Source organism: Kitasatospora sp. NPDC059571 (assembly GCF_042735675.1).
Lineage (GTDB): Bacteria > Actinomycetota > Actinomycetes > Streptomycetales > Streptomycetaceae > Kitasatospora.
In genome coordinates, this window is sequence record NZ_JBHWBW010000077.1 from 10556 (window position 1) to 23097 (window position 12542).

General features: G+C 69.0%; 12 protein-coding genes and 4 pseudogenes. 5 read left to right on the top strand and 11 right to left on the bottom strand.

Annotated features, from left to right (window positions below; genetic code table 11):
• Positions 1-28: 28 nt before the first annotated feature.
• On the top strand, positions 29-913 hold the full coding sequence (locus ACFV0G_RS12060) for a zinc-binding dehydrogenase (protein WP_380545555.1): 885 nt from the start codon (positions 29-31) through the stop codon (positions 911-913).
• A 301-nt stretch (positions 914-1214) separates the two neighbouring features.
• Here the strand turns inward: ACFV0G_RS12060 and ACFV0G_RS12065 are convergent, their stop codons facing one another.
• Positions 1215-2045: an alpha/beta fold hydrolase gene (locus ACFV0G_RS12065; RefSeq protein WP_380545537.1), complete on the bottom strand. Its 831-nt coding sequence runs from the start codon at positions 2043-2045 to the stop codon at positions 1215-1217.
• Positions 2046-2894: 849 nt separating this feature from the next.
• Between ACFV0G_RS12065 and ACFV0G_RS12070 the strand changes: the two are divergent.
• A pseudogene (locus tag ACFV0G_RS12070) lies at positions 2895-3266 on the top strand (DUF1348 family protein); the annotation flags it as partial.
• A gap of 88 nt (positions 3267-3354) precedes the next feature.
• Here the strand turns inward: ACFV0G_RS12070 and ACFV0G_RS12075 are convergent.
• Entirely contained in the window at positions 3355-3903 is a 549-nt protein-coding gene (locus tag ACFV0G_RS12075) for a hypothetical protein (protein ID WP_380545539.1), read from the bottom strand.
• Between the two features lie 712 nt (positions 3904-4615).
• The gene (locus ACFV0G_RS12080; protein WP_380545541.1) at positions 4616-4954 is read right to left on the bottom strand and encodes an RNA polymerase-binding protein RbpA; all 339 of its coding nucleotides are present in this window, start codon (positions 4952-4954) and stop codon (positions 4616-4618) included.
• A 1345-nt stretch (positions 4955-6299) separates the two neighbouring features.
• Between ACFV0G_RS12080 and ACFV0G_RS12085 the strand changes: the two genes are divergently transcribed.
• Positions 6300-6527 (top strand): transposase, encoded by a 228-nt coding sequence (locus ACFV0G_RS12085; RefSeq protein ID WP_380545543.1) that lies wholly within the window; start codon positions 6300-6302, stop codon positions 6525-6527.
• A 31-nt stretch (positions 6528-6558) separates the two neighbouring features.
• Here the strand turns inward: ACFV0G_RS12085 and ACFV0G_RS12090 are convergent, their stop codons facing one another.
• The 4 genes and pseudogenes from ACFV0G_RS12090 to ACFV0G_RS12105 all read right to left on the bottom strand — a co-directional run.
• Positions 6559-6921, bottom strand: coding sequence for a hypothetical protein (locus tag ACFV0G_RS12090; RefSeq protein WP_380545545.1), 363 nt, complete (start codon positions 6919-6921; stop codon positions 6559-6561).
• A gap of 327 nt (positions 6922-7248) precedes the next feature.
• Positions 7249-7545: a hypothetical protein gene (locus ACFV0G_RS12095; RefSeq protein WP_380545561.1), complete on the bottom strand. Its 297-nt coding sequence runs from the start codon at positions 7543-7545 to the stop codon at positions 7249-7251.
• A gap of 272 nt (positions 7546-7817) precedes the next feature.
• Positions 7818-7958 (bottom strand): hypothetical protein, encoded by a 141-nt coding sequence (locus tag ACFV0G_RS12100; RefSeq protein WP_380545563.1) that lies wholly within the window; start codon positions 7956-7958, stop codon positions 7818-7820.
• Positions 7959-8055: 97 nt separating this feature from the next.
• Positions 8056-8661: pseudogene (locus ACFV0G_RS12105) on the bottom strand (transposase); the annotation flags it as partial.
• Positions 8662-9205: 544 nt separating this feature from the next.
• Here ACFV0G_RS12105 and ACFV0G_RS12110 point away from each other — a divergent pair.
• Positions 9206-9316, top strand: a complete 111-nt coding sequence (locus ACFV0G_RS12110) for an SUMF1/EgtB/PvdO family nonheme iron enzyme (protein WP_380545557.1) — start codon at positions 9206-9208, stop codon at positions 9314-9316.
• 284 nt (positions 9317-9600) lie between these two features.
• Here ACFV0G_RS12110 and ACFV0G_RS12115 read toward each other — a convergent pair whose 3' ends face one another.
• The 4 genes and pseudogenes from ACFV0G_RS12115 to ACFV0G_RS12130 form a co-directional block, all read right to left on the bottom strand.
• A complete protein-coding gene (locus ACFV0G_RS12115) occupies positions 9601-9963 on the bottom strand; it encodes a hypothetical protein (protein WP_380545547.1) in 363 nt (120 codons plus the stop codon).
• A 420-nt stretch (positions 9964-10383) separates the two neighbouring features.
• Positions 10384-10785: pseudogene (locus tag ACFV0G_RS12120) on the bottom strand (GNAT family N-acetyltransferase); the annotation flags it as partial.
• Positions 10786-10960: 175 nt separating this feature from the next.
• A pseudogene (locus ACFV0G_RS12125) lies at positions 10961-11070 on the bottom strand (ArsR family transcriptional regulator); the annotation flags it as partial.
• A 198-nt stretch (positions 11071-11268) separates the two neighbouring features.
• Entirely contained in the window at positions 11269-11637 is a 369-nt protein-coding gene (locus tag ACFV0G_RS12130) for an ArsR/SmtB family transcription factor (protein ID WP_380545549.1), read from the bottom strand.
• A gap of 282 nt (positions 11638-11919) precedes the next feature.
• Between ACFV0G_RS12130 and ACFV0G_RS12135 the strand changes: the two genes are divergently transcribed.
• On the top strand, positions 11920-12270 hold the full coding sequence (locus ACFV0G_RS12135) for a zinc ribbon domain-containing protein YjdM (protein WP_380545551.1): 351 nt from the start codon (positions 11920-11922) through the stop codon (positions 12268-12270).
• The last annotated feature ends 272 nt before the right edge of the window (positions 12271-12542 follow it).

Consider the following 12542-nt stretch of genomic DNA (forward strand, 5'->3'; position numbering starts at 1 on the left):
GGCGGGGGGGGTCGCCCCCCCCACACGAATCCGGGGGGGGGGGGCGCGCCGGCCCCACGCATACCCAAACCCCCGGGCCCCCCCCCCCCCCCCCCCCCGCCCCCCCCCCGGGGGGGGCGTCGAGGGCTGGCAGGCCGGCGACCGTGTCGCGGTCGGCTGGTACGGCGGCAGCTGCGGACGCTGCGACGCGTGCCGCACAGGCGATGCCGTGCTCTGTCCGCAGCTCGCGATCCCGGGCGTGGCCTACCCGGGTGGATACGCCGACTTCGTCGTCGTCCCCGCCATGGCTCTGGCGGCCGTTCCCGACGAGCTCACCTCGGCCGAGGCCGCACCACTGGCATGCGCGGGGGTGACCGTCTTCAACGCGCTGCGCCGCTCCGCCGCGCGCCCCGGTGACACCGTGGCCATTCTCGGACTGGGCGGGCTGGGGCACCTGGGCGTGCAGTTCGCCCAGAAGATGGGCTTCGACACCGTCGCGATCGCCCGCGGCCCGGAGAAGGAAGCGCTCGCGCTCAAGCTCGGCGCCGCCCACTACGTGGACAGCACCGCAGGCGACGTCGCCGCAGCACTCCAGGGACTCGGCGGCGCGAAGGTGGTCCTGGCCACCGTCACCAACGCGGACGCGATGTCAGCGACCGTCGACGGACTCGGACGCCGCGGCGAACTCGTCATTGTCGGCATCGCGGGCGAGCCGCTGCAACTGAGCGCACGGCAGCTGCTCAGGGGCGACCGGAAGGTCTACGGTCACTCGTCGGGTGCCGCGGTCGACACCCAGGACACGCTGCGCTTCGCCGCGCAATCGGGCGTCAGGGCCTGGGTCGAGGAGCTGCCACTCGAGCAGACCGCGGCCGCGGTGGAGAAGATGGCCACCGGCCGGGCACGCTTCCGCATGGTCGTCACCACCAACCACTGAGCGGAGCAGTCGACGTCCTCATCCGCAAGGGCGGTGGAAATCAACAAGCGCCGCAGAAGGCTCGAGCTGTCAGCGAGGAAAGGCACGGCGGCCGAGATGACCGCGCACGCCGAGAGCGCCGAGCCGCATCGGCCGCCCTACGACGGTTCGGGCCCACGCCCATTGCCGCCGGGCCACTTCCTGACGAGGGACGCGTTCGGGGGCGTGGGCCAGGTGCTTCGCCCTCCCTGGTAAGCGGCTCGAGGGTCGAGGCACAGCGTCAGGCGCATGCGTGACGCTCTGGCAGGCGTGGCCCGCGTCCTCAGGATTTCAGGAATTCGAGGATGTCGGGGTTGAGGACGTCGGGGTGGACCTGCAGCATGCCGTGCGGGTAGCCCTCGTAGCTCTTGAGGGTGCCGTTCCTCAGGAGCTTCGCCGTGAGCGGCCCCGAGTCGTCGTAGGGGACGACCTGGTCGCCCGTGCCGTGGCAGACCAGAACGGGGATGTCGATCTGCTTCAGGTCCTCGGTGAAGTCGGTCTCGGAGAAGGCCTTGATGCACTCGTAGTGCGCGTTGGCCGCGCCCATCATGCCCTGCCGCCACCAGTTGTCGATCAGACCCTGGGAGACTTCGGCGCCAGGCTTGTTGAAGCCGTAGAACGGGCCGGTCGGCACGTCGATGTAGAACTGCGCGCGGTTGGTGGCGAGCGCCTTGCGGAACCCGTCGAAGACCTCGATTGGTGTGCCGCCCGGGTTGCTCGCGGACTTGACCATGACCGGCGGCACGGCGCTGACCAGTACCGCCTTGGCGACGCGGCCGGCCTTGGCGCGCGCGGCGTACCGTGCGACCTCGCCGCCGCCGGTCGAGTGGCCGATGTGGAAGGCGCCCTGGAGGTCGAGGGCGTCCGTCAGCGCGATGACGTCGGCGACGTAGGTGTCCATGTCGTGGCCGGTGGCGGTCTGGGTGGAACGACCGTGCCCCCGGCGGTCATGCGCGATCACCCGGTAGCCGTGGGACTGGAAGAACAGCATCTGGTTGTCCCAGTCGTCGGCGCTCAGGGGCCACCCGTGGTGGAAGACCACCGGCTGGCCGTCGCGCGGTCCCCAGTCCTTGTAGAAGATGACCGTGCCGTCATTGGTGGTGATCGTGCTCATTGATGAACCTTCCGCTCAAGGGGTGAGGCCCTCGAATGGGGCGACTGCAAGGCTACGAAGGGGGCAGCGGAAATGAGAGCAGCTGCGGCTCTGCGCAGGCCGGATACCGGCCGCGCTCAAAGACTTTTCCCAGAGTACGCTCGCTCCGAGCGCGACGCACTCCAGCGCCTCCAGGAGCGTGACCAGTCGGTGTGGCACCCATAACTCTGGCACTCGGCCCAACCTATGGGCCCGTTCGAGGCCGCTGGACCGCAACGTTCCATCCGCCCACCGGACTTCGCTGAGAGAAGCCCGGTTGGAGGACTCTGGAATCAGGCTCCCGCGGGGACGGCCGGCTCCGACCTGAGCTGCTGATCATCTCCCTGGGTCATAGCCTGCCCGGCGGGGCGTCGAGCAGGGTTATCGGCGGCAACGGTAAGCCAAGAATCGCGGCGTGTGTGCCGCGTTCGGAAATACCGACTCAAATGAGTTGCTTTTCGCAACGGGGCCTCTCATGGCGTGCTGTACCACTTGGTCCTGCCAGGGAAGCGCGGTCATTGCCACGACCAGAGCCTACGCAGGCGTCGGGGCGGCTGGGCTTCGTCAACCTGCACGCCGCCTCCGCAACCGGCGCTGGGCGGCTGACGAAAATCTCTGCGTGCCACCGCTGGCTACGCTGGCTGTGCTCGCCAAGGGGTGGCAGGGACAGGGCATGCGCTTTGCAGCGCACTCTGTCGGCGGTCCGCCCGCCCAGTCATCCGAACAACATGGAGAGGCATGGCCGAACAGCACCCGCCGATTCCTCCCTTCACCCACGAGGGAGCCGTTCAGAAGATCCGTGCAGCGGAAAACGGCTGAAACAGTCGGGACCCGAAGAGGGTGTCCCGTGTCTACTCCATCGACTCCTGGTGGCGGAACCGCACCGAGTTCGCCAAAGGGCGCGCGGAAATCGTCGAGTTACTCGAACGGAAATGGTCTCAAGAGCTCGACTGTCGCCTGATCAAAGAGCTGTGGGCCTTCGGCGAGAACCGCATCGCCGTTCGCTTTGCGCATGAGTGGCGCTCCCCGGCAGGAGATTGGTTCCGCCCCCACGGGAACGAGGAGTTCGGCGCCGACGGACTCATGACCACACGTCACGCCTGCATGAACGATCTTCCCATTCACCGGTCCGATCGCTTGTTCCACTGGCCACTGGGTCAGCGCCCCGATCGTCACCCCGGACTCTCCGAGCTCGGCTTGTGATCACCGGTCGGAAGCGCGGCCGGCGCGCGGATCCCTGATCGGCAGCCGGCCGCGGCGCCCAACCCCACGTACAGCGCCGCGAGGCTGGTCAGACCGTCGAATGTGTCTGGCGCGTGTCACAGGTGGTGCTCAGAAGCCGGAAAACTGCGCCAGTCGCGGCGCCGAATACGAGATGGGGGCCGAGATCGGCCGCGAGAGTCCTGGCGTCGTACTTCCAGATCGGTTCGTAGAGCCCCGCGAACGGCAGGGTGACGTAGCTGCTGCCCCACACCAGGGCCCCGAACGGCACCCCATAGACCCAGCGCGGATCGGGCATCGAGCCGGCGAGCACGCCGTACAACGCCCCGTTGGCTGCCCCGTACGCCCAGTGCATGAACGTGCTGATCGGCCAGGCTGTTGCATCCGGGAGCTTTCGCTGGGTGAAGCCCTCGATCAGGCGTCTGCCGACCTGTCCCGGATCCGTGGCGTCCTGCCAGGTGGGGACCGGAGCGAACTCCCATCGAAGCACATTGCGCTCACCACCGGACCGGCGCTGCCTCACGAACCTGACCGTGTCCATGCAGGCGGTGCCCACCAGCCCGGCCACCAGTCCAGACGCGATCGCCCCGAGGGGAGTCAACTGCTTCAGGCTCCGCATGATGCATCGCTCCCGCCGCTCTTGGCGATTCGGGGCAGTCATGGCGACGCCGCGCGACGCCGACACCACCGCCTCAAAGCATGCTTACATGCACACCCCTGAGACACCATTCGAAGTGAGGCTGGACGCCAGCCGGTACATCGCCGGGCCAAAGTGTGGTCTGAAACCCGCGCCCTGCCCGACATCAGCCACTGGGCCACCGCACAACGCACCCCGCCGGCACCGGCTCCACCCCGGCCAGTGACCCCTTCCTGGCTGCCATCGGCATCGCATCCGGCCCCGGGCCGGAGACCCCCGACCACCCCCTACCAACGATCAGGGAACATGACCAACGCTCAAACGATCTGACCGAGACCGATCATCACGTTCGCGGCCTGGCAAACCCGCAGCTCAATCGGCCCCACCAGGCGACGACCACACCGCGGGCCGACCCCTGCACCCGAAGTGACCTCGGCAACGAGCGACAACCGAAACTGATCAACCCAGCTCACACGACCCCACGCCGATCAGAAGAACACCGATGGACAACGCAGCTCGCCGAGCACGGCGTGGAATGGGCGTAGGGCGGCGCCTGCGAGGACGTGACCTACGTGGGCCGCGGAGCGTCGACCATCGGCAAGGTGGTGGTCGGCGCTACCGCGACGTGTGCTGCTCCGCCGCCGGGACGGGTGGGGCCCACGCTGGACCGGTCGCGGCGCCGTTTTTCAGGAGGTCAGATGGTCCCGCGCAGCTTGGCCAGTGCCTCGTTGAGGAGGATCTCGCCGTCTTCCTGGGTGCGGCGTTGCCGGACGTAGTCCAGGTGCGTCTTGTAGGGGGCGTGGCCCTGGGCGGCAGGCGCGTCGTCGGGGTCGGGGCCTGCGGGCAGACCGCAGCTGCGGCAGTCCCACTCCTGCGGGATTGCCGCCTCGATCGCGAAGCTGATCTGGGTCCGGTGGCCGTTGCCGCACCAGAACGACACCGCCGTACGAGGGGCGAGATCCCCGCGCTCGGACTCCCCCATCGGCCCCGAACCGATCCGCGCACCCCTGATGCCGCCACGCCCCTGTGCCACGATCGCTCTCCTCAGCCATGGATGTCCACGCGCCTCGGATGTGCATGGAGACGCCCAGCGTACGGCCACCACGGACCCCCGCGGAACGCGGGTCGAACCTCATGATTGCCTGCGGCGACAGCGCACCCTGCCCGGGACTGCCGAACTGATCTGCACGACACCCCCTGCAAGTGCACAGCGCATACCGCCGTCGGCCAACGCCCCGGTGGGCAACTTCCGATCGGACCAGATGAACTGCACAGCGCACCGGCCATCTGCACACCCCCGCCGCCCGGCACCCGCCAGAACTGCGCCCCCCAGCTCGCCCCCTACCCCACTACTCAGAATGGACGGGCCGCCACACCAGGTCCCGGGGGTGAGGAGCAGGTGGTCGTGTCACATTTCGCCCAGGGCGTCTGGCTCAACAATCTGAAAAGCAGGAGGGGGAGGCTGACGCAGGGGCTGCTCGCGCAGCTCGCCGGGCACGGAGTGGAGTGGGCGTAGGCCGGCCGTCCCGGTCGGGCCGGTGTTGCTGACCTGCGGCGTGTTGTCGTGGCTCGCCTCCCCGCGCGGGGGCGTGCGTCGGCCGTGCTCGTGTGGTTCTGAGCCTGGGGCGGTCACGGCTTTTGCGCGGCGTGCACTGTCACGGACGCACTGGATGCGCATGCCGCTGTGCGTCACTTTCGGAGGCGAGCCACCTGATCAGTCTTGGAGGCAATGGCACTGCGCACGGCCCGCATGGCACGCCGCCCGGCGAGCGCCCGGTTCCGTGGCACGTGGCGCAGCCGGGGTCTCTGATTGCCTGGATGTCCCCTCCCGTTGCTCTCGCCATGATCAATTTTCCCTCGTCGACGGTCGGTAACTGCCCACATCGCCTGGGTGGTTGGGCTTGCAGGGGTGGGGGGCGCCGGAGCCGGTCCTCGTGGGGTGCTCCTAGGACGAGGACAATAGGTTGCCTGCAGACGAGGCGATAGTTGCAGCGCTTGCGCATTGTTCTCGGTGCGGGCGTCGAGTGCCGCGCTCGGGCTCGATGCATCGCTGTGCCGGTACGGCGAGCGGCCGGCCCGGGCTTGGGTGGGCTGGCCGCCGCGGGGGCGGGGGCGGGGGCGGGGGCAGTCTGGGCCCCTTCGTGGGGTTGTGGATCCGGCCGGGTCTATGGCGGGCATGGACTGCTACAAGTCCCGTGAGCGGTCCCGGCTGATCTACGCGATCCGCGAGTACCGGGGCCGCAAGGACGAGCCGAAGGGCTTCGGCTGGCGGGACTTCCGCGACCTGATCGTCCGGGCCCGCATCCAGCTCGGCGGCCCGATCGTGCTGGTCTGGGACAACCTTCGCCTTCACCTGACTGCAGGTATACGAGAGTTCATTGAGGCGAACGCCGAGTTGCTTACGGTGTTCCACCTGCCTCCTTACGCCCGACCTCAACCCGCAGAAAGGCATCTGGTCGCTGGTCAAACGCGAGATCGGCAAACTCGCCGCCGCGGACCTCGCTCAGATCACCCGGGCCGTGAAACGTCGGCTCAAGAGAATCCAGTACCGCCCGGAGCTCGTCGACGGCTGCATCACGGCCACCGGCATGACGCTGGAGGACTGACATGCCTCAGTCCTCCTCCCAACTCGCGTAGTCACCCATCGCCACGTCGTCGCACATGGCCTCGGTCCCGGTTCACATGCCAGGCGGTCGCCGACTCGGTCGTGGGGATCTGTACTACCCGACGCGAAGCCACATCGATGGCGGTGTGCCCGAACAGGCCGCTGGTCCCGAAGATCACCGACCCGTTCTCACCGATCCCGCCCAGGAGCACCGTCTCGGTCAGCGGCTGGTACTCGTAACCGATCAACCCTGCCGGGACGCCGACCTGCCGCAGATCGGCGGCGATCTCGGCGGGCACCTCTGATGAGCAGCCGATACGGACCACGGCGTACCGGGGCAACGGCAACGGCGGCAGATCTCGAATCACATGAACCTCATCCTTGTGCGCCAGCACACTGGGAAGACTCGGGTTGAGCCTCCCACCACCTTGCGGCGGGCCCCGACATCACTCAATCAAGTTCAGTAGCAGGCGCCAAACTCGGACCTGTTGCTACTGAACAACGCGACTTCGCCGGCCTCCGGGTGAAGGTCACCGTGGTGACCGTCGTCCAGTCTCATTTGATCTTTGCCAGTGGAATGGCGCCTGAACTGGGCTGATGCAACGGGATCCGAGACCGGGCGGCCACGGCTGGTCTCACAACCCGTCGCCGCCCGGGCGGACTTGCCGACGAGCGTCTCAGGTTCGATTGTCGCTGATGCGCTCCAGGGTTTGACGTCATGTTCAGCTTCCCGCCGGTAGCGAGGGCGCAGGCGTCTCGGGAGCGGCGGAGTAATAGCGGCGGGTCCAGTCCTCGACGGGCACCTCCTTGCCGGTCGTCCCGTCGACCACGCGGCGACCGCCGAGGGGCGCATTCAGCGACAGCGTGAAGTCAAAGACCGCGCACGAGGCGCCGCTGGCCACGAGCGCAGCCTCGCCGTGGGAGAAGTTGAAGGCGGCGGTCACGATGGTGACCTGGTTCACGGACTCGGCCACACGGAACTCGGCAGCGCATGACAGGACGTGCAGCGTGTGGTCCAAGTCCCGGTAGTAGGCGCTGCCGCGTAAAGGCACTTGGTGGTATTCCGCTTGGCGTTGTCCACCGGACGGGGAACACCCTGCCAACGTGATGCAGCCGACGACTGTAGTGATGAGCCCTGCGATGTGTGATCTGCCCATGCCCGCTTTGACGCGGCGGGCCCGTTTCGGTTCCCTCCGGGCAGTCTTCGGGCAGCCTCGGCTTGCCGGCAACCTGAGCACCCGACAGTCGCGGCAGCCAGGTCTGAGACGCCGTCCGTCCCTAACTGATCGTTTCAGAATGAGGTGCGGAGTCGTCGCAGGCAGATGATGCTGCAGGCGAGTTGGAGCAGGCCCAGGTGGAGGTCGGCGCGTATCTCGTAGCGGATCCGCAGGCGCTTGAACTGGTGAAGCCAGGCGAAGGTTCGTTCGACCACGGGGTCTTGCCCAGGCCGGAGCCGTGGGCGTTGCCACGACGGGCCTCAAGGGCTTGATGCCGCGCTCCCACGGCAAGCGGCGGTACTTGTCGTAGTCGTAGCCGCGGTCGGCGAACAGTCGGCGCGGCCGGCGGCGGGGCCTGCCGCGCAGGCCGCGAACGGGCGGGATGGCGTCCAGCAGCGGTAGGAGGTGGGTGCCGTCGTGGCTGTTACCGCCGGTCAGTGTGACGGCGGGCGGGGTGCCGTGCCGGTCGACGATCAGGTGGTGCTCGCTGCCCGGCCGGCCCCGGTCGACCGGCGAAGGTCCGGTGTGAGCCCCCCTTTCAGCGCCCTGACGTGCAAGCCGTCGATCGCGGCGTCGTCCACCTCCAGCAGACCTGCCGTCCGAAGCTCGGCGAGCAGGACCTCGTGCAGGCGCGGCCACGGCGGCCTCGGTCCAGTCCCGCAGCCGCCGCCAGGCTGTGATCCCGCTGCCGCCGGCCCGCCCCGCGGGCACGTCCCGCCAGCTCACGCTCTTGCAAAGCACGTACACGATGCCACGCAGAGCGGCCCGATCGTCCGCTGGTAGCCGCCCGGGGTAGCGGTGGCGCCGCGGCGGACGGGGCGGCAGCAGCGGTGCCTCCCGGTCCCACAGGTCATCAGGCACAAGATCATCCGGCACCTGTAGAACTCTGCCGCCTGGAGACCTCACCTGCCAAGCCACTGAACCGATCTCATTCTGAAACGATCAGTTACTGCCGTCGACGAGGCGACCTCGCTCCGCAGCGCATTGGTGGTCGTGGTGGGTGAGTTCGTCCAGCGCATGGGCACACGGAGGGTTCACGCTCCGCGGAACCGCGTCCGGGGATGCTCACGGTGCGCAGCCTCGGGAACCAACCCTGCGAATTGGGCCGGGCCGGTCCCGCCGCCCGGCCCGGCAGGCACGCCTACCACGTCGACCCCCGGTGCCAGCCGAAATGGCAGGCGGTTGGGTCCGCTGGACGACGAACGGCTGCCCTGCGGCCGCTCCGCCGGCCCTGCCGATCACCGCCATGGAGGACCCCGCCCGCTCAGCCTCGCCGATTTCCTTGGCGCCGGCCCGGCCGCACCCGTCCATCTTCCGCTGGATACCAGGCCCGTGGACTCGACGACCGGCACCCGGGTGGAACTGAGCGTCAGGCGCCGCCAGTGCCCTGCACGGCCGTACCGCCACCCGGTCACCCGGGTCGCCCACGGGGACAGCCGCGCGCACACGGTCCGACAAGGTCCTGCCCACCGAGGCCGAGTGGGAGTTGGCCGCCCCCAGCGGACTGGCCTCGGCAGCCCTCCCATGGGCCGGCAAACCTCGCCCGGAGGGCCACCGAATGGTCAGCACCTGACACGACCGCTTCCCCCTGGGAATTCCTCCCGGCGAGCAAGGCCGACCCCGGACGGGACACCACCCCGGCCGGAACGTCCCCACCCAACGGCGGCACAACCGGCAACCTCTCGGAGTGGACCCACTCAGCGAGGACACCGCCCGCCGCTTGCCTGCACCGGATTCCGTTGCATCGTCTGCTGAACCGGAAGCCGGCACACCCCGTCGACCGGTCGGACTCGGCGCCTACCGCGAGGCCGGCGTGCCGCCCGCCGCAATGTCGTCCTGCCGACGGCCGAGGTTGCATCAGACTTCGAGGTCTGCCTCGATACGGCGCGCGTGGTGGCGGGCCATGGCGAGGTTGGACCGGCGGCGGTCGAGCATGAGGTAGAGGAACAGCCCGGGGTGCCGGGTCAGCGGCCGGATCAGGTGGTACTGCCCGGTCAGGCTGATCAGGATGTCCTCCAGCTTCTGGTCGCTCTGGCCCGCCAGCTCCAGGGCACGCATCTCGGCACGCAGGATGTCGGTCGTGGCGGCGGCCGCGATGGACATGGTCTCGCTGGGGCCCGCAGTACCCAGGGCCATGCCGCTGGTGTAGTCCCCCAAGGCGGCCCCGAGCGCGCCGTCCATGCTCATTGCGTCCTTCAGCGAGGCTTCGATCCCAGCCACGTTCTCTCCAACCGCTCGTGGCGCAGGGACATGCCCTGGCGCACTGATGTCCACTTCTGTCGGGCGATCCTAGGAAAGCGCGCGGTGCGGCTCGCTGATATGACCGCAAGCGATCGGCTTCTGCCGCAACCGGGACACTTCGACTGCAATGCATGACATGTTGAGTTGATGAATTCTTCATGTCTCTAGGTCATGGACCCGCCGGCGTTACGCGTCCAAGGTCCTCAGCCAGGACGCAGACGCCCTCAGGCAGCGCGAAGGATCAGCCCACGCGCACTACCGCCCCGCTGCCCACGGTCGTCCCGGAGAGCTCGCAGCCCTGTGAGATCTGCGACAGGCGGGAAACCGCGGTTCGGCCGTTGGAACCTCACTGATCTGCGTCGCCACCCTGGCCCCTTCCGCCACACCACTGACCTGGAGTCAGAGGTGCCCCTGAATCAGGGAGTGCAGGTGCTGGTCGTGCCATCCGTCCGCGTGCAGCAGGGCGCGATGCATGGTCCCCCCCTGGTGCAGCGGGCCTTGTCCCGCGACCCGGCAGGACGTGGGGTTGGCCACCGAGTGGCAGAGCGTCAGCCGGGGCAGGCCGAGGTCCTCCAGGGCCCATCGGCTGAGTCGGCGGGTAGCCTCGACGGCCGCACCGCGGCCGCGGGCTTCGGGCAGCAGCCAGTAGACGATCTCGGCGCTGCCTTCCTCTAGGTCGAGGTGGCCCCAGCCGATCAGGCCCAAGGCCTCACCGCCCTCGGCCCGGGCGATGGCCCAGGTAGCGGCCTGCTCGGTCCGCCGGCGTTCGTGCATGCGCTCGATCCAGCGGTGCGCGCCGTCCGGCGACGGTACGTGGAGCCGGTTCCACTACCGGGTGCCAGGCCCCCGGCCCGCCGCCGTCAGGGCGTCGGCGTCGTCCAGCTGCCGCGGGCGCAGTTCCGGACCGCCGGAGACGTCAAGCACGGGCTGTTCGATCGCGGCCATCCGGGCCCGGGGCGATGGCGGTCCCGCGTCACCGGTGCAGCACGGCCAGCTGCTGGGATACGGCTGAGGGCCGATCCCGATGTCCGCCAGCACCTCGCGCACCGGCCGCGGCCCGTCCTGCAGCAGCTTCAGCGCCCGGATGCGCGCCGGATGACCCGGCGGGCGGAACGACTCCCCGGGGGTTGGATGCGTTCCGCAGCAGCTGCGTGACTCGCCCCGCGTACGCCTGGTCCGTGACGTCGTCGCCGTCCTCCCGGTGTCCGCACCCGAGCCCTCTCGATTGCCGCCGGCACCGGCCCCTCGTTTCAGGGGGGAAGCATTCGGACGCCGGCACCGGGGTCAGTCGGTGGAGCCGGGCCGGAGGTCGCCGAGGAGTTCGGCGCGGTCGGTGATGACGTCGGTGAGGATGGAGCGGGCGACGGCGAGGAGCTGGGCGACCTCGGGGCTGGTGATCCGGTAGATCACGGTGGCACCGTCGCGGCGGGAGGTGACGACGCCGGCGCGGCGCAGGACGGCGAGCTGCTGGGAGAGGTTGGAGGCTTCGACGCCGACGTCGGTGAGAAGCTCGGCGACGGCGTGCTCGCGTTCGCTGAGGAGTTCGAGGACGCGGATGCGCACGGGGTGGCCGAGGGTTTTGAAGAATTCGGCCTTGACCTGGTACAGCGGCACGGCGGTGACGGAGGGTTGCCGCGAAGTGTCGGCAGGCATGGGGTCACCGTCCGTGTCGGGGGTCAGGGTTGTTGGATTCGACTCTAGCAATGCAGGCGGGAGCCCAGGACCGGCGCGGCCCGGGGCAGGTGTCGGGCGGCCCGTGGCCGGGACCCATGTCGCTCAGGGTGGTCCGGGTCGTGCGACTTGCAGAGATTCTCAACTGATAAACTCGCTGTCCAGGTGGTCCCCGGTGGTGCCACCGGAGCGGGCTCGCAGCGCTATAGGGGGTGCAGCGGGCCCGCACCCCTTTCCAAGATGTACGACAGAAGGACCGGGCCCATGAGCGAGAATCTGCCCCCGTGCCCGACGTGCTCGAGCGAGTACACCTACGCGATGGATGCGCTGGTGGTCTGCCCCGAGTGCGGTCATGAGTGGGCTCCCGCCGAAGGCGGCACGGCGACCCCCGGCGACCAGGTGGTCAGGGATGCGGTCGGCAATGTGCTGAGTGACGGCGACACTGTGACCGTCGTCAAGGCGCTCAAGGTCAAGGGCAGCACCTCGGGCATCAAGGCCGGGACCAAGGTTCGCAACATCCGCTTGGTCGACGGCGTGGACGGCCACGACATCGACTGCCGGATCGACGGCTTCGGCGCCATGCAGCTCAAGTCGAGCGTCGTCAAGAAGGCCTGACCCTCCCCGCACGCCCACCGCCCACTGCGCCTTGCTGCATCGGCCCCCGCGGACCCGGGACCGTGCAGACGAGCCGTACCCGCAGCAGTCGCCTGCGGGACGCCGGCGCCGCTTCGTGCTTGCGGGCCACCGAGCACAGGTGCTGCACAGGCGCGGTGCGGATGTCTGCCCATCGGTGCACCGGCCGCTGCAGGGGTGTTCCATCTGCCCTTCAGCGGGGCAATCGGGTGTGCGCACGGGGTTCCCTGGTTCGCGGGATCTCGGCCGTGCCC

What these genes read in the sequence shown, in the direction of transcription:
- ACFV0G_RS12065 (WP_380545537.1), bottom strand. Translation starts at nt 2,045, where the DNA reads ATGAGCACGATCACCACCAATGACGGCACGGTCATCTTCTACAAGGAC.
- ACFV0G_RS12075 (WP_380545539.1), bottom strand. Translation starts at nt 3,903, where the DNA reads ATGCGGAGCCTGAAGCAGTTGACTCCCCTCGGGGCGATCGCGTCTGGA.
- ACFV0G_RS12130 (WP_380545549.1), bottom strand. Translation starts at nt 11,637, where the DNA reads ATGCCTGCCGACACTTCGCGGCAACCCTCCGTCACCGCCGTGCCGCTG.
- ACFV0G_RS12135 (WP_380545551.1), top strand. Translation starts at nt 11,920, where the DNA reads ATGAGCGAGAATCTGCCCCCGTGCCCGACGTGCTCGAGCGAGTACACC.